This is a genomic window from Actinomadura kijaniata (assembly GCF_014138665.1).
Lineage (GTDB): Bacteria > Actinomycetota > Actinomycetes > Streptosporangiales > Streptosporangiaceae > Spirillospora > Spirillospora kijaniata.
Map to the genome: position 1 here is coordinate 814,086 of NZ_JACJIA010000003.1, position 15,465 is coordinate 829,550.

13 protein-coding genes are annotated in these 15,465 nt (G+C 73.9%); 6 read left to right on the plus strand and 7 right to left on the minus strand.

Annotation, left to right across the window (positions count from 1 at the left end; genetic code table 11):
- Nucleotides 1-144: 144 nt before the first annotated feature.
- From pruA to HNR61_RS47725, 4 genes are all read right to left on the minus strand, one after another.
- Nucleotides 145-1,776 (minus strand): L-glutamate gamma-semialdehyde dehydrogenase, encoded by a 1,632-nt coding sequence (gene pruA, locus HNR61_RS16005; RefSeq protein ID WP_182843899.1) that lies wholly within the window; start codon nucleotides 1,774-1,776, stop codon nucleotides 145-147.
- Between the two features lie 171 nt (nucleotides 1,777-1,947).
- Complete coding sequence (locus HNR61_RS16010) at nucleotides 1,948-2,454, minus strand: DUF6912 family protein (RefSeq protein ID WP_182843900.1); 507 nt, start codon at nucleotides 2,452-2,454, stop codon at nucleotides 1,948-1,950.
- Between the two features lie 18 nt (nucleotides 2,455-2,472).
- Complete coding sequence (locus HNR61_RS47720) at nucleotides 2,473-3,105, minus strand: HAD family hydrolase (RefSeq protein ID WP_182843901.1); 633 nt, start codon at nucleotides 3,103-3,105, stop codon at nucleotides 2,473-2,475.
- Between the two features lie 20 nt (nucleotides 3,106-3,125).
- The gene (locus tag HNR61_RS47725) at nucleotides 3,126-4,508 is read right to left on the minus strand and encodes a hypothetical protein (protein ID WP_182843902.1); all 1,383 of its coding nucleotides are present in this window, start codon (nucleotides 4,506-4,508) and stop codon (nucleotides 3,126-3,128) included.
- Between the two features lie 71 nt (nucleotides 4,509-4,579).
- On the opposite strand from HNR61_RS47725, the gene HNR61_RS16025 reads away from it, so the two are divergent.
- Nucleotides 4,580-5,782 carry an acyl-CoA dehydrogenase family protein gene (locus HNR61_RS16025; RefSeq protein WP_182843903.1) on the plus strand — a complete coding sequence of 401 codons (1,203 nt, stop codon included), beginning with the start codon at nucleotides 4,580-4,582 and terminating at the stop codon, nucleotides 5,780-5,782.
- Between the two features lie 124 nt (nucleotides 5,783-5,906).
- On the opposite strand, the gene HNR61_RS16030 is transcribed toward HNR61_RS16025, so the two are convergent.
- A complete protein-coding gene (locus HNR61_RS16030) occupies nucleotides 5,907-6,803 on the minus strand; it encodes an N-acetylmuramic acid 6-phosphate etherase (protein ID WP_182843904.1) in 897 nt (298 codons plus the stop codon).
- Nucleotides 6,800-7,798 carry a MurR/RpiR family transcriptional regulator gene (locus HNR61_RS16035; RefSeq protein ID WP_245681820.1) on the minus strand — a complete coding sequence of 333 codons (999 nt, stop codon included), beginning with the start codon at nucleotides 7,796-7,798 and terminating at the stop codon, nucleotides 6,800-6,802. Before HNR61_RS16035 ends, HNR61_RS16030 begins: the two co-directional genes overlap by 4 nt.
- 61 nt (nucleotides 7,799-7,859) lie before the next feature.
- On the opposite strand from HNR61_RS16035, the gene HNR61_RS16040 reads away from it, so the two are divergent.
- From HNR61_RS16040 to HNR61_RS16055, 4 genes are all read left to right on the plus strand, one after another.
- Nucleotides 7,860-9,113, plus strand: a complete 1,254-nt coding sequence (locus HNR61_RS16040; protein WP_312897923.1) for an N-acetylglucosamine kinase — start codon at nucleotides 7,860-7,862, stop codon at nucleotides 9,111-9,113.
- 340 nt (nucleotides 9,114-9,453) lie between these two features.
- The gene (locus HNR61_RS16045; protein ID WP_182843905.1) at nucleotides 9,454-11,664 is read left to right on the plus strand and encodes a transglycosylase domain-containing protein; all 2,211 of its coding nucleotides are present in this window, start codon (nucleotides 9,454-9,456) and stop codon (nucleotides 11,662-11,664) included.
- Nucleotides 11,665-11,781: 117 nt separating this feature from the next.
- Nucleotides 11,782-13,416 (plus strand): glycoside hydrolase family 3 protein, encoded by a 1,635-nt coding sequence (locus tag HNR61_RS16050; RefSeq protein WP_182843906.1) that lies wholly within the window; start codon nucleotides 11,782-11,784, stop codon nucleotides 13,414-13,416.
- 64 nt (nucleotides 13,417-13,480) lie between these two features.
- Nucleotides 13,481-13,954 (plus strand): hypothetical protein, encoded by a 474-nt coding sequence (locus HNR61_RS16055; protein ID WP_067825466.1) that lies wholly within the window; start codon nucleotides 13,481-13,483, stop codon nucleotides 13,952-13,954.
- A 12-nt stretch (nucleotides 13,955-13,966) separates the two neighbouring features.
- Here the strand turns inward: HNR61_RS16055 and HNR61_RS16060 are convergent, their stop codons facing one another.
- Nucleotides 13,967-14,464: a hypothetical protein gene (locus HNR61_RS16060; RefSeq protein WP_220509336.1), complete on the minus strand. Its 498-nt coding sequence runs from the start codon at nucleotides 14,462-14,464 to the stop codon at nucleotides 13,967-13,969.
- 283 nt (nucleotides 14,465-14,747) lie between these two features.
- Here HNR61_RS16060 and HNR61_RS16065 point away from each other — a divergent pair, with 283 nt between their 5' ends.
- The gene (locus HNR61_RS16065; protein ID WP_220509337.1) at nucleotides 14,748-15,194 is read left to right on the plus strand and encodes a MarR family winged helix-turn-helix transcriptional regulator; all 447 of its coding nucleotides are present in this window, start codon (nucleotides 14,748-14,750) and stop codon (nucleotides 15,192-15,194) included.
- Nucleotides 15,195-15,465 lie beyond the last annotated feature (271 nt).

Genomic DNA, 15,465 nt, shown 5'->3' on the forward strand with positions numbered 1-15,465 from the left:
AGCGTGGTCCGTTCCCTGCGGGGGCGCACCAATGGTCGGCCCTCGCGGTCACTCCGCGCAACCGCGCGCCCCGGCGGGGGACGTGGCCTCGGTCACGCCGCGGCCGCGACCGCCGGGGCGGTCGCGGCCGTGGCGCGTGCCGGGTCAGGAGCCCATGTGCGGGTACCGGTGGTCGGTCGGCGGCACGAACGTCTCCTTGACCGACCGGGCGTTGACCCAGCGGACCAGGTTGAAGATCGAGCCGGCCTTGTCGTTGGTGCCCGACGACCGCGCGCCGCCGAACGGCTGCTGGCCGACGACCGCGCCGGTGGGCTTGTCGTTGACGTAGAAGTTGCCCGCCGCGAAGCGCAGCTTCTCCGACGCCGCCGCGATGGCCTGCCGGTCCTGCGCGATGATCGCGCCGGTGAGGCCGTACTGCGCGACGCTCTCCATCTGGTCGAGCGCCCTGTCGTAGTCGGCGTCGTCGTAGACGTGGACGCCGAGGATCGGGCCGAAGTACTCGGTGGTGAAGATCTCGTCGGTCGGGTCCGCCGACTCCAGCACCGTCGGACGCACGAAGTAGCCCTCGGAGTCGTCGCACTCGCCGCCGACCAGGATGTCCACCGTGTCCACCGACCGGGCGCGCTCGATGGCGGCCCTGTGCTTGGCGAACGCCCTCTCGTCGATCACCGCGCCCATGAACGCCGACAGGTCCTCGGCGACGTTGCCCACGGTCAGCGACTCGACGGTGGCCAGGAAGTCGTCCTTGATCCGGTTCCACAGGGAGCGCGGGACGTAGGAGCGGGAGGCCGCCGAGCACTTCTGGCCCTGGTACTCGAACGCGCCGCGGATCAGCGCGGTCTGGAGCACCGCCGGGTCGGCCGACGGGTGCGCGACGACGAAGTCCTTGCCGCCGGTCTCGCCGACCAGGCGCGGGTAGCCCCGGTAGCCGGAGATGTTCTCGCCGACGGTCCGCCACAGGTGCTGGAAGGTGGCGGTGGAGCCGGTGAAGTGGATGCCCGCCAGGTCCGGGTGGGTCAGCGCGACGCGGGACACGGCCTGGCCGTCGCCGGTCACCATGTTGATCACGCCCGGCGGGAGCCCGGCCTCCTCCAGCAGCCGCATGGTGAAGTGCGCGGCGAACTGCTGGGTCGGCGACGGCTTCCAGACCACCACGTTGCCCATGAGGGCGGCCGAGGTGGGCAGGTTGCCCGCGATGGCGGTGAAGTTGAACGGGGTGATCGCCAGGACGAAGCCCTCCAGCGGGCGGTACTCCAGGCGGTTCCACACGCCCGGCGAGGAGATCGGCTGCTGGGTGTACAGCTCACGGGCGTAGGCCACGTTGAACCGCCAGAAGTCGATCAGCTCGCAGGCGGAGTCGATCTCGGCCTGCTGGACCGACTTGGACTGGCCGAGCACGGTGGCGGCGTTCAGCACGTTGCGCCACGGGCCCGCCAGCAGCTCGGCCGCCTTGAGGAAGATCGCGGCGCGGTCGTCGAACGACAGGGCCCGCCAGCCCGGGGCCGCCCGCCGCGCCGCCTCGATGGCCGCGCGCACGTCGTCGTCGGTGGAGTTGCGCAGCGTGCCCAGCACGTGCCCGTGGTTGTGGGGCTCGACCACCTCGATCGGGTCGCCGCCGCCCAGGCGCCGCTCCCCGTCGATGGTCTGGGTCAGGTCGATCCGCTCGCCGCCCAGCTCCTTGATCTTGGCTTCGAGCGAGGCGCGCTCGGGGGTGCCCGGCGCGTAGCCCTTGACCGGCTCGTTCACCGGTACCGGCACGTTGGTGACGGCGTCCATTGGTCGCTCCCTGTCAGGTCCCGACATCGTTGTCGTGGCGCACGATCGGCATGCGCCAGCGCGTCGCCCGGATGCCCGGGGATCTACCCGGGCCACCGGCCCGCGACGCGCGCGCCACCAGCCTATGAAACTTTGCCGGTTCTGCCCGATTCGGTGCCCTGGGAGCCCAGCTCAGGGGGCGAGGTCGCCGAGCTCCTGGGTGGCGTACCACATCAGCTCGTGCCCCTCGGCGCCGTCCACGGTGAACGCGGCGTCCTCGTCGCCCGCGTCGGCGGCGGGCAGCGCCGCGACGGCCGCGCGCACGTCGGCCTCGGCGTCGGGGTCGTCGACGTGCCCGGAGGCGACCTTCTTCCAGGGGACCTCGGCGGTGAGGCGCACGCGGGCGCGCTCCTCGTCGCCGTACACGGTCTCGACGTCCTGGTCGGGCACCTCCACGGCCAGCACCACGCGCCGCGCGGGGGCCCCGGGGTCCCGGTCGAGTTCGGAAGCGAGCAGGCGCAGCGAGGCGCGGGCGGCGGCGGTCATCGCCGCGTACTCCAGCTCCTCCTGGTCACCCTCGGCGTACCACTCACGCAGCGCGGGCGTGACCGCGTAGCCCGTCAGCGGGGCCGGACCGATCCGGCGGGCGGTGTGGATCTCGGCGAGGAGCGGCAGCGTGGCCGGAACATAGACGCGCATGGCAGGACAAGGGTAGGGCTACAGCGCGCCGAGTTCGCGCAGCGCCGCGACCGTGGCGTCGGGATCGGTGTGCAGGACGGCGGTCATCCCGACGGCCTCGGCGGCGCGCACGTTGTGGTCGATGTCGTCGATGAACACGCACTCGGCCGGGGGGAGGTCCAGCAGGTCGGCGGCGTGCCGGAAGATCCGCTGGTCGGGCTTGCGCATCCCGACCTCGCAGGAGATCACCACGGCGTCGAACAGGTCGGCGAACAGGTCGCGCGGGTACTCGTTGCCCCAGGAGTTGGACAGCAGCGCGGTCCGGGTGCCCGCCGCGCGGGCCTCCCGCAGCGCCGCGTACATCGGCTCGACCGGCGCGAACGCCGCGAACATCCGGTTGATCAGGCCCTCGGCGACGACCGGGTTCCCGTCGATGGTGAGCAGTTCGGCGGCCAGCAGGCGTTCGAACTCGGCCGGGTCGAGGGTGCCGTCCTCCAGGCCGTGGATGGGGTTCAGCCCGCCGCCGTCGTAGGCGGCCTTCACCCAGGCCCGCATGATCGCCCGGTAGCGGTCGGCGTCGATGCGGTCGGCCTCCAGCCAGCGGGCGACGGCTTCGTTCAGCGGGGAGGTCAGGACGCCGCCCCAGTCGGTGATGACTGCTCTGATGGCCACGGCCCGATGGTAAAGCACTACTAACCGGGACGTTTCGCCAAGGCGGCGAGCATGATCAGGGGAACGGCGGGCAGCACGTAGCGGTAGTCGAACTGCGCGGTGAACACCGGCACCAGCAGCAGCGTCATCCCGGCCGCCCAGGGCAGCAGGGCGTCCCCGCCCCACGCGCGCCGCTCCCGCACGATCCGCGCGGCGCCGAGCAGCACGAACGCCCCGAGCACCGTCCCCGGCAGGTAGGCGAACCGCTGGTAGGCCCCCAGGAACGAGGAGTAGGGCCGCACGGCCCTCGTCTCGGTGAACCCGGGGTCGTACCTGCGGATCAGCCGGTCGCCGTCCGGCAGCGCCTCCTTGGCGTCGTCGCGGAACAGGTAGTACTCGTAGGTGTCCCGGTCGGGGAACGTCGGGTGCCCCCACCGGAACGTCCGCGCGATGTCGGTCCCGGCGATCGCCAGGTAGTCCAGCGGCTGCGACACGATGGCGCGGACGGCGAAGGAGCGCATCAGCTCCTCGACCTCCTTGGAGAAGCCCTCGGCGTCCACCCGGTGCCGGGGGGCCTCCATGCCCCAGATGTAGGACTTGCGCACCGAGCGGCGCTCCGGGTCGGAGGCCAGGCACAGCGGCATCTCCTCGACCGGCACGCGCATCCTGTGGCAGTCGGCGAACGGGGCGACGCGCCCGTACAGGAAGACGCCCGTGCTCCGGTTCATGCCGAACTGCCCCTGCTCGACGGCGAACCACGTGCCGTAGCCCGCCAGCATCAGTCCCACCGTCGCGACGCCCGCCACGACGGTCCGCCACGGCACCCGCCGCGCCAGCAGGAACACCACCAGCGGGGCCAGCAGCGGCAGCCCCGCCGTCCGCGTGATCGCCGCCAGCCCGACCAGCACGGCCCCCGCGACGACGTGGCGGCGCGTCAGCTCGCGCGGCCACAGGAAGACGGTCACGGCGGCCATCACCAGGAACGCGAACAGCGTGTCGGACATGACCATCTGTTCGAGCTGGACCTGGAAGGCGTCCAGCAGCACCGGGACGGTCGCCGCGCCCGCCAGCCATGGCCGCACGCCGCGCCGGACCAGCAGCGCGTACAGCATGACCGCCATCCCGACGCCCATGGCGTGTTGCAGGAACGCCACCCAGGCCAGGCCGGGCAGCGGCGCCAGGAACAGCGAGTAGCCGCTCGGCCGGATCAGGCTGGGCATCAGGTGGACGGCGCCCGACAGGTAGTCGATCGAGTCGGGGAACCACATGACGGGCCGGTAGCCGAGCATCGCGGCGGCGCGCAGGGCGACCCCGAGGAGCGCCGCCAGCAGGAACGGCCAGTGCCGCCGGGCGAACGGGCGTACGCGACCCCACCGGCCGCCCCGCTCCGGGGGCGTGGGGTCCGGTTCCGTGGATGTGGTCATGACCGCTCCGCAGGATATCCACGCCCGCACCCGGCCGGGGAAACCGAATCGCGTTCTGCCAGACTGGCCGCATGGACTTCGAACCCAGCCCGAAGGCACGCGAGTACCAGGAAAGACTGCGGGAGTTCATGGACGAGCGCGTGTACCCGGCCGAGCCGGAGTACGCGCGGTGGCGGGCGGAGCACATGGCCACCGACCCCCACGCCCTCCCGCCCGTCGTCGAGGAGCTGAAGGCCGAGGCCCGGTCGCGGGGCCTGTGGAACCTGTTCCTGCCCGACGTCTCCGGCCTGTCCAACCTGGAGTACGCGCCCCTCGCCGAGCTGACGGGCCGGTCCCCCGACCTTGCGCCGGAGGCGGTCAACTGCGCCGCCCCCGACACCGGCAACATGGAAGTCCTGCACATGTTCGGCACGCCCGAGCAGAAGAAGCGGTGGCTGGAACCGCTGCTGGACGGCGAGATCCGGTCGGCGTTCGCGATGACCGAGCCGGAGGTGGCCTCCTCCGACGCCACCAACATCACCACCAGCGTCGTCCGCGACGGCGACGAGTACGTGATCAACGGCCGCAAGTGGTTCATCACCGGCGCCGCCGACGAGCGCTGCAAGATCTTCATCGTGATGGGCAAGACCGACCCGGACGCCCCCGCGCACCGCCAGCAGTCGCAGATCCTGGTCCCCCGCGACACCCCCGGCGTGCGGATCGTCCGCCATCTGCCGGTCTTCGGCTACCAGGACCAGCACGGCCACTCGGAGATCGTCTTCGAGGACGTCCGCGTCCCGGCGGCGAACCTGATCGCGCGGGAGGGCGACGGCTTCATGATCGCCCAGGCGCGGCTCGGGCCCGGCCGCATCCACCACTGCATGCGCGCCCTCGGCATGGCCGAGCGGGCGCTGGAGCTGATGTGCGAGCGGGCGACGGCGCGGGTGGCGTTCGGCAGGCCGCTGGCCGCGCAGGGCGTGGTCCGCCAGCAGATCGCCGAGTCCCGCATGGCGATCGAGCAGGCCCGGCTGCTCACCCTCAAGACCGCCTGGCTGATCGACCGGCACGGCGCCAAGGGCGCCCGCAGCGAGATCGCCGCGATCAAGGTCGTGGTCCCCCGGATCACCCACGAGGTCCTGGACCGCGCGATCCAGGTCCACGGCGGCATGGGCGTCTCCGACGACACCCCGCTGGCGCAGATGTACTCCTGGGTCCGGGCGATGCGGATCTTCGACGGCCCCGACGAGGTCCACGTCCGCACCGTGGCCCGCCAGGAGCTGCGCCGGTACGAGTGAACCGGCCCGCGAACGCGCGCGTCCCGCCCGGTTCCGCCGGGCGGGACGCGACCTGTCCGTGGCGTCGGGAGCTTCCTTCAGGGTCGGGCGGGACCGGCACCCCCGGTCCCGCGGTGGGGGCCCGTCAGGCGGACCTCAGTCGTTGCAGCGCCTCGCGGACCCCGCCGTCGCTCTCCTCCAGCGCCGCGGTCGCCCGCGCCGCCGGAACCTCCCCGAGCAGCGACACCAGTGCCACGCGCGTGTTGCCGCCCGCCTCGGCCAGCGCGTTCTCACACGTCCGGGCGTCGAACCCGGTCGCCTCGGTGAGAATGCGGACCAGCCGCGCGCGCAGCTTGGCGTTCAGCGCGTTCACGCTGACCATCAGGTTCGAGTAGGTCCGCCCGAGCCGGATCATCAGGGTCGTCGAGAACGAGTTGAGCACCAGCTTGGTGGCGGTGCCCGCCTTCATCCGCGTCGAGCCGCTGATCACCTCCGGTCCGGTGGCCAGGCCGATGTGGACGTCGACCTCCTCCCCGTAGGGGGTGTGGGGATTACAGCTGATCAGCGCGGTGTGCGCCCCGGCCCGCGCCGACGCCCGCAGCGCGCCGATCACGTACGGGGTGCGCCCGCTGGCGGCGACCCCGACCGCGATGTCGCCGCGCGCCACGTCGGCGGCGTCGCGCGCGCCGAGGTCGGCGTCGTCCTCCACGTCGGAGATCGCCTGGGACAGCGCCCCCGGCCCCCCGGCGTGGTGGGCGACCACGCGGCCCCACGTCCCGAACGTCGGGGGGATCTCGGCGGCGTCGATGACGGCGAGCCGTCCCGACGTCCCGGCGCCGAAGTAGTGGACACGGCCCCCGGCGCGCAGCGACGCGACCGCGAGCTCGACCAGCTCGGCGATCTGCGGCAGCACGGCGGCCACCGTCATCGGCACCGTGGCGTCCTCGCTGTTGATCAGACGCAGCACCTCCATGGTGGGAAGGGTGTCGACGTCGAGGGTCCGTGGGTTACGGCCCTCGGTGGGCAGATCGCAGTCGATCACCGACGCCTCCGGTCGGGTCGCACGGTCCGGCCGCGGACCGCCTCGAACGTGGCCTCCAGGGCCTTACGGGTGGGTCCGTAGGTTCGCTGCGCGATCCCCACGAACAGGCAGTCGACCACGGTGAGCTGCGCCAGCCGGCTGGCGGTGGCGCCGGAGCGGAACGTCGTCTCCCGCGCCGCCGTGGTCAGAACGAGATGCGCGACTTCCGCGATGGGTGACTTGGGGAAGTTGGTCAGGGCCACCGTGACCGCCCCGCGGCCCTTGGCCACCTCCAGGGCGTCGATGGTCTCGACCGTGGCGCCGGTGTGCGAGATGCCGACGGCCACGTCCCCCTGCCCCAGCACGGCCGCGCTGGTGAGCATGATGTGGGCGTCGGACCAGGCCGAGCACACCCGGCCGATGCGGTGCAGCTTCTGCTGGAAGTCCATGGCGACGAACGCGCTGGCGCCCACGCCGTAGACGTCCACCCGGTTCGCGGCGACGACGGCGTCCACGACCTGCTCGAGCGTCTTGATGTCGAGCTGGGCCGCGGTCTCCTCGACCGCCCGCGCGTCGGCGAAGGTCACCTTCTCCACGATCTGCTCTAGGGAATCGTCGGGACTGATGTCGCTTCCGATGACCCGGCCGCCGGTGGCGCTCTGCGCCCGGCCCGCCTCGGTGGCCAGGGTCAACCTCAGCTCTGGATATCCATGGAACCCGATGGCGCGGCAGAACCTGATGACGGTGGTCTCAGAGGTGCCGCAGTTCTGGGCGAGTTCCGTGATGGTCGAGTTGGCGACCCCTTCGGGGTCGTCGATGACACGTTGCGCGACGCGACGCTCCGCCGGGGGCAGCGAGGGCAGCAGGGACCGCACCCGCACGACGGTGCTGAGCGGCGCGGCCTGGCTGCCCGGAGAGGAGGACGCCCCCTGCGTCCCCGTCTGAGGCCCGGCCTGTTCCACAGGCGTTCCGACCTCCCCTGTGCTCCCCGGCTCCGAGCCGGTGGGTTTCCTCATGTAAGGAATTTTCTTACCCTCGTGATGTCACGTCAACGGTAGAAAAGGCTACGGTCGGCGTGTGTTGACCCATTTGGCCGGTCCGTACGTGATCGGCATAGACGCGGGTGGCACGAAGACCCGCTGTGTCGTACTAACGCTCGGGGGCGCCCTGGCCGGTTGTGGCACCGGCCCCGGCGCCAACCCCAACTCCGGGGGCGACACCGCGGGGGCGCTCACCACGGCCCTGCGGGAGGCTCTCGGCGACCTGGACCGCTCCCTGGTGCTGGCCGGGGTGTTCGGCATCGCCGGCGCGGGCTCGGCCGGACGGCCCGCCGCCGTCGCCGCCGCGCGACAGGCGTGGAGGGAGGTGGGCCTGCGCGGATCCCCGGCCGTCGTCACCGACATCGCCGTGGCGTTCGCCGCCGGAACCGACGCCGACAAGGGCATCGTGGTGTTCTCCGGCACCGGCGCCGGCGCGGCCGTGATCAGCGACGGCACGATCGTGCGGCGCGCCGACGCCTACGGCTGGCTGGTCGGCGACGAGGGGTCGGCGGTGTGGCTGGGCCGCGAGGCGGTCCGCGCGACGCTGGCCGCCCTGGACGGCCGCAGCCATCCGACCGTGCTGACCGAGACGGTGCCGCACGCCCTGCTCGGCCCGGCGGTGATCGCGGAGCTGGAGAACACCCGGCACCGGCGGCGGCACCGGACGCTGGCCTCGGTCGGCGCGGCGACGACCCGCTCCGGCCGCTCCGGCTCGGCGCTGTCCTCCGGCGGCGTCGCGCACGGCGTCGGAACGGCGGTGCTCGGCCCCGAGCAGCCGGGCGGGCTCGTCCCCGGCCCGGCGCTGGCCGCCGGGTTCGGCGCGGGCGGCCACGCCCCCGGGCCGGGCGGCGGCTCGGGGACCGGCACCGCGCTGCTGACGGCCGATCCGGTCCCGCCCCCCGCCGCGCTCCCCGCCCGCGAGTCCCCGCCCAACCCCCAGCTCGCGCAGGCGATCATCAAGGAGGTCTACGGCCGCCCGCCCGCGGCCCTCGGCAGACTCGGCCCGGTCGTCGCCGCCGCCGCGGCGGCGGGCGACCCGGTGGCCCGCCGGATCACCGAGGAGGCCGCCGAGTGGCTGCTGCGCGACGTGGACGCCGTGCGCCCCGCCCTCGCCGACCCGTGCGCTCCCGTGGTGATGCACGGTTCGGTCCTGCGGGACGGCCCCGTCGCCGAAGCGGTGCGGGCCGGACTGTGCGACCGGTTCGCCGAGGCCCCCCGCCGGGCGGGCGACGGAGCCGTCGGCGCGGCCGGGCTGGCCCTGCGCCGCCTCGGTTACCCGCCGCCGCGCTGACATCCGCTCCCCTTCCGCGTGATGCCACATAGGCGCGTGTAGTCATGCGTAGGCACACGTTTCGGGGCGTTCCGGTTGCGACACCGGGGACCGTTGTGATTCATTTGTGATCAACGGTGGAGCGATGTCCGACCGGAGACGGCGGAACCACCAGCCACAGACGTGGCCCGTACAGAACGCCGCCCCGATCGGCGGAACCGTCCGAAACACGCCCGCCCCGCGCCGCGCGCGGGCCGAAGCGGAGCGCGCACCCGGCATCCCCCTGCCCGCGGGACGCCGTGGCGCTCCGGCGTGCGGAGGGACGGCCCGGTTCCGTACACCCACGTCACCCGAGGTGCCCGTGCCCGCTCTACCGCCATCCGTTCGTCCCCTGCTGCGCTCCTTCCGCAGGCGCCCGTCCCCGCCCGAGGCGTCCCCTCCCGACGGGGGCGGCGGCGCGCGCCGCGCCGACCGGCACCGGGAACGGAGGAGACTGCGGCGGGCGCGGCTGCGCCAGGGATGGGTCCTGTGCGTGGCCGCCGTGGCGCTGCTCGTCGTGGCGTCCGTCGTCACCGTCGTGGTCGCCTACCAGGGCACGCCCACCCCCACCGAGCCGCAGGCCGGGGTCACCGACGAGGGGTCCACCGTCTACTACGGCGACGGCCGCACCCCCCTGTTCCGGCTCGGCGCCAACCGGGAGGTCGTGCGGCACGAGCAGATCCCCGACCACGTGCGGTGGGCCGTGCTGGCGGCCGAGGACCGCGGCTTCTACCAGGGACACGGCGTCTCCCCCGTCGGCACGGCCCGCGCCCTGTGGAACAACGCCTCCGGCGGCGACACCCAGGGCGGCTCCACCATCACCCAGCAGCTCGCCCGCAACTACTACAAGGGCCTCAGCCGCGACCGCACGATGGGCCGCAAGCTGAAGGAGATCTTCATCGCGGTGAAGCTGGACCGGGCGCAGGGCAAGGACCGCATCCTCGACCTGTACCTGAACACCATCTACTTCGGGCGGCAGACCTCCGGCGTGCAGGCCGCCGCCCGCGCCTACTTCGACAAGGACGTCTGGCACCTCAACGTCGCCGAGGCCGCGCTGCTGGCCGCGATGATCCAGCGCCCCACCTACTTCCACACCCAGGGGAACGCCGCGCCCGCCCGCGCGCTGCGCGCCCGCTGGCGCTACGTGCTGGACGGCATGGTCGGCATGGGGCGGCTGCGGCGCGCCGAGGCCGACGCCCTGCGGTTCCCGGTCACGCGCCGCGCGTGGCGCGGCGTCGAGCTGAGCGGGCAGTCGCTGCTGGTCCGCCAGCGGGTCCTGGACGAGCTGCGGATGCTCGGCATCCCCGCGTCGAGCGTCGTCAACGGCCGCTTCAAGATCTACACGGCGCTGGACCAGCGCTGGATGGCCCACGCCGAGCAGGCGATGCGCGCGGCGCGCGAGCCGCACTGGCCCAAGCGGGTGCGCGGCGGGCTCGTCGCCGTCGATCCGCGGGACGGGGCGGTGCGCGCGTTCTACGGCGGCGACCCCAAGCGCAGCCAGTACGACTCGGTGTTCAACGCCGTCGCGCAGGCGGGCTCGACGTTCAAGCCGTACGTGCTCGCGGCGGCGCTGCGGCGCGGGTTCAGCGTGCGGTCGAAGGTGAGCGGCAGGTCGCCGATGAAGTTCGCGCCGAACGGCGAGACGACCCCGATGACCGCCCCCGGCTACCTGGTCAACAACGACGAGAAGATCGGCTCGCTCGGCACCGTGGACCTGGCGCGGGCCACCGCGCTGTCGGTCAACACCGGGTACGTGAAGCTGGCGTTCGAGGCCGGGCTCGACAACGTGCTGCGCACCGCCACCGACCTCGGCGTGCCCGAGGACGCGCTGAAGCCGTTCCGGGGGCAGGCGGGGGTCGCGCTGGGCGTGCCGGACGTGTCGGCAGCGACGCAGGCGGCCGGGTACGCGGCGTTCGCCAACGGCGGCACCGCCGTCACCCCGCACGTGATCACCCGGATCGTGGACGCGCGCGGCAAAGAGGTGCCGCTGCCGTGGACGAGGCCGGGCCGCCGCGTGCTGAACCGCGAGCAGGCCGCGCAGGTCGGGTACGCGCTGCGGCGGACGGTCCAGGAGGGCACCGGCCGCAAGGCCGCGCTGACCGACCGGGAGGTGGCGGGCAAGACCGGGACGACCGACCAGAACCGGGCGGCGTGGTTCGTCGGGTACGTGCCCCGGCTGTCGGCGGCGGTGGTGATGGCCGACGAGACCCGGCGCACCCTCAAGGACCTGCCGGGCTGGCCCGGGGTGGTCTCCGGGGAGACCGCGCCCGCGAAGATCTGGCAGGCGTTCATGGCCAGGGTCGCCAAGGACCTCCCGGCGGACCCGTTCCCGGAGCCGGAGTTCACCGGGGTCGTGCGGTCCTGGGTGCCGCAGCCGGAGCGGACGGCCGTCCCGTCGCCGTCCACGACCCCGTCCACCTCGCCGTCCACCCGGCCGACCTCACCGGCCTCCCCGGGCGTCGACCGGCGCTGCGCGTCCCCGGAGGCCGGCGGCGCCTGCCAGAAGTCCCAGAAGCCCCAGAAGCGCCGGTGAGCGGCGCGCCGGTCCCCGGCTGAGTCGACAGCACCCCGGGGAGTCGCATAGCGTCACCGGGTCGGATCACGAACGAGTAACGGCCCAGTCCACGATCTGCCCGGGGGTGCCTGTCCCGTGCGCGTCCCACCGCGTTCCCTCGCGCTCGGCGCGGCGACGCTGACCGTCCTGCCGCTGGCGGCCTGCGACGGGCGGTCCGCGCCGCCCCCCGCGCCGTCCGCCGCGACGACGTCGCCGGCGGCCGCCGCGGGGCAGCGGTCCGCGGGCGACGCCGTTCCCGCGCTCGTGCGGGGGATGACGGTGGAGGAGCAGGTCGGGCAGCTGTTCGTGCCGACGTTCGCGAGCGAGGCCGCCGCCAAGCAGATGATCAGGAAGTACCGCGTCGGCGGCTTCATCTACTTCCCCGGCAACCTGCGGTCGGCCCGGCAGACCGCCCGGCTGTCCAACGCGCTGCAGAGCGCCTCGAAGGTCCCGCTGCTGCTGGGCACCGACGAGGAGCAGGGGCTGGTGACGCGCGTCCCGTTCCTCACCCGCTTCCCCGGCAACATGGCGCTCGGCGCGACCCGCGACCCGGAGCAGGCGCGGGCCGCCGCCCGGGTCACCGGCACCGAGCTGCGCGCGATCGGCATCAACCAGGACTACGCGCCGGTCGCCGACGTCAACGTCAACCCCGCCAACCCCGTCATCGGCGTCCGCTCGTTCGGGGCCGACCCGGCGCTGGTCGCGCGGATGCTCGGCGGCGCGATCACCGGCTACCGGGAGGCCGGGGTCGCCGCGACCGCCAAGCACTTCCCCGGCCACGGCGACACCGCCACCGACAGCCACACCGGCCTGCCGGTCATCCGGCACAGCCGCGCCGAGTGGGAGCGCCTGGACGCGCCGCCGTTCCGCGCCGCCGTCGCCGCCGGCGTGGACGCGATCATGTCGGCGCACATCGTGATGCCGAAGCTGGACCGGTCCGGCGACCCGGCCACGCTGTCCCGGACCGTGCTGACCGGGCTGCTGCGGGGCGAACTCGGCTACCGGGGCGTCGTCGTCACCGACTCCCTCCAGATGGCGGGGGCGCGCCGCAGGTACGGCGAGGGCGAGACGGCGGTGCGCGCGGTCAACGCCGGGGCCGACCAGCTGCTGATGCCGCCGAACCTGGACCGCGCCCACCGCGCCGTGCTGGGCGCCGTCCGCTCCGGGAGGATCTCCCGTCAGCGGCTCACCGAGGCCGTGTCCCGCATCCTGCGGATGAAGGAGCAGCGCGGCCTGTTCCGCGGCACCCGCGTGGACCCGGCGCGGGCCGCCGCGACCGTCGGCTCGCCCGCCCACCGGGCCGTCGCCCGCCGCGTCGCCGAACGCTCGGTCACCCTCGTCCGCAACGAGGGCGGCACGCTGCCGCTGGGGAAGGGCGCGCGGGTGCGCGTGACGGGTCCGCGCGCCGAGCGGCTGGCCGCCGCGCTGCGCCGCGCCGGGGTGCGCACCACCTCCTCGGCGGGCGCCGACGTGACCGTGCTGACCTCGTCGAACGGCGACCCGTCCGCGCGCGTCCGCGCGGTGCGGGGCGGCCGGGTGGTCGTCGCGGCGATCGGCCGCCCCTACGACCTGAACGGCGCGCGCGGCGCGGACGCGGCGCTGGCGACCTACTCCCCGGGGGACGCCTCGCTGGCCGCGCTGAGCCGGGTGCTGACCGGGGCCGTGAAGCCCACCGGGAAGCTCCCGGCCCCGGCGGGCGGCCCGGCCGGGCACGGCCTCACCTACCGGTGAGCGTGGACGGACGCGGGGAGCCCCTGGCAGGATCGGCGCGCGCCCTCGTCGCCTGGGAGGTCCCGTGCGCCCGTTCCTGCTGGCCCTCACCGCGTGCCTGGCCCTGACGACCGCGTGCGGCGACGACGCTCCCCCGCCCCCGCCGCCCTCCCCCGCGCCGCCGTCGCCGCCGCCCACGGTGCCGCCGGGGCGGACCCTGCCCGCCCGGACCGCACTGCTGGACTACCTGCGGGGCGTCGGGTCGGGGGACGCGAAGGTGTGCTCGGCGATGACGCCCGCCTACGAGCGCGCGGTGTTCGGGAGGGAGGGCGGGTGCCGTCCGGGGCTGGCCGGTGAACGGCGCCGGCTGCGGGCCAAGGACCTGGCGGCGCTGCGGACGGTGAGCGTCCCGGTGGCCGAGCCGGGACCGGAGCCGGGGACGTTCACGGTGGGCTTCGAGGACCTGCGCTGGGAGGGCGACCCGGCCCGGCCGGGCGGCCTGCTGGCGGCGCGCTTCACCCTGAAACGCTCGGGAAAGCGCTGGGTACTGGTGCCGTGAGGCGCGGGAGCGTCACGGTCGAGGGGCTGACGGAGTGCCTGCCGCCGTTCGGCGTCGGTGGTAGGCGACCGTGACGGCGCCCAGCAGGAACGGCCAGGCGACCAGGGGCGCGTACGCGAGGCCGACCAGCGACATGGCCTTCGGGGGCGGGCAGTCGGGGTGGACGTTGTTCGGCTCGGCGAGGAAGAGGCCGTAGCCGATCAGCGCGATCAGGAGGGCGGTCCCCACCAGGGCGGGGACCACGGCGGCGAGCACCGGCACCCGCCTGCCGCCGAGACCCGGGATCCACCGCGGGACCACCTCGCCCCACGGCCGGACCAGCCCGACCGTCAGCAGCGCCGCCCCCAGCGAGACGGCGGACAGCCCGACGATGTAGTAGGGCTCCCACGGCTCGGCGTGCGCCATGCAGGCGGAGTCGCGGAAGGCCTCACGGACCCGCCACAGGGACGAGGGCAGCACGCACAACGGTGCCGCGTAGGCGGCCCACACCGCCCATCGGGGAACGCTCACGACGACCTCCTGGCTCTTCTCTACGAAGATCGTCCGCCCTCGCCGCCCTCCGGCCCTCCCCCGCGAGCGCCAACCCGCTCCCCCGCCGGGGGGACGCGGCCTCCACCCCATGCGCGCGGGCACGACCCGGGATCGTTCGTCGCGGGGCCGGCCTTCGCCGGGCCCGGTCGGGAGTGACGTCGGCCATCGCGGCGCCGGTCCCGGAACGGATCCCTCGCGTTGACATCGACGTTCGCCTCTCAGGTAGTTTGTAGTACGAATTTCTTCGGCGGGAGGACGCGCGATGGTCAGGGACACGGGTCAGCGGATGGGGGTCGTGGCCGCGCTGGTCCGGTCGGCCTTCCTGGTGGACGCCGTGTACGCCGCGTCCGCCCGCGAGCACGGCCTGACCCAGCAGCAGGGGCAGTTGCTGTGCGTGCTGATGGGCCGGCCGTACGGCATGAGCGAGCTGGGCTCGACGCTGGGCCTGGCCAAGTCGAGCCTGACCGGGCTGGTCGACCGCACCGAACGGCGGGGCCTGGTCCACCGGGAGCCGGACCCGGACGACGCGCGGGCCGTCTGGGTCGCGCTGACGCCCGCCGGGAGCGCGCTGGCCTCGGAGTTCTACGAGGCGTGCTGCGCCCGGATCGACGAGCTCCCCTCGGGGTTCGACGAGCGGGAGCGCCGGACGCTGACCGACCTGCTGGCGCGGCTGGTGAGCGACAACGAGGTCCCCGCCGTCTTCGACTAGGCCGTGTTTCAAAGCCCTGGCCCACGGCGCTCGCCCTGGGGGCTCGCACCTCACCAGGGCTTGGCGAGCGCGGCATCGCTTCGCGATCTGACCCGCGGGCCCTCGCCTCCGGCGTCGGGCCCGCAGGTCAGGTAACGCGCTCGCGTGCGCGGCTGAGGCCCACTGTGAAACAGGCCCTAGGTCGTGTCCGGCAGATCTTGGTGTTTGGCTGAGGTTGATCAGTGGGCCGGGTTGTGATGGTGGCCATGGTGCGTCGTCATGAGCTCACCGA

Excerpts from the sequence above, each read along its gene's own strand:
- pruA (WP_182843899.1), bottom strand. The coding sequence starts at position 1,776 with ATGGACGCCGTCACCAACGTGCCGGTACCGGTGAACGAGCCGGTCAAG.
- HNR61_RS16010 (WP_182843900.1), bottom strand. The coding sequence starts at position 2,454 with ATGCGCGTCTATGTTCCGGCCACGCTGCCGCTCCTCGCCGAGATCCAC.
- HNR61_RS47725 (WP_182843902.1), bottom strand. The coding sequence starts at position 4,508 with ATGACCACATCCACGGAACCGGACCCCACGCCCCCGGAGCGGGGCGGC.
- HNR61_RS16025 (WP_182843903.1), top strand. The coding sequence starts at position 4,580 with ATGGACTTCGAACCCAGCCCGAAGGCACGCGAGTACCAGGAAAGACTG.
- HNR61_RS16035 (WP_245681820.1), bottom strand. The coding sequence starts at position 7,798 with ATGAGGAAACCCACCGGCTCGGAGCCGGGGAGCACAGGGGAGGTCGGA.
- HNR61_RS16065 (WP_220509337.1), top strand. The coding sequence starts at position 14,748 with ATGGTCAGGGACACGGGTCAGCGGATGGGGGTCGTGGCCGCGCTGGTC.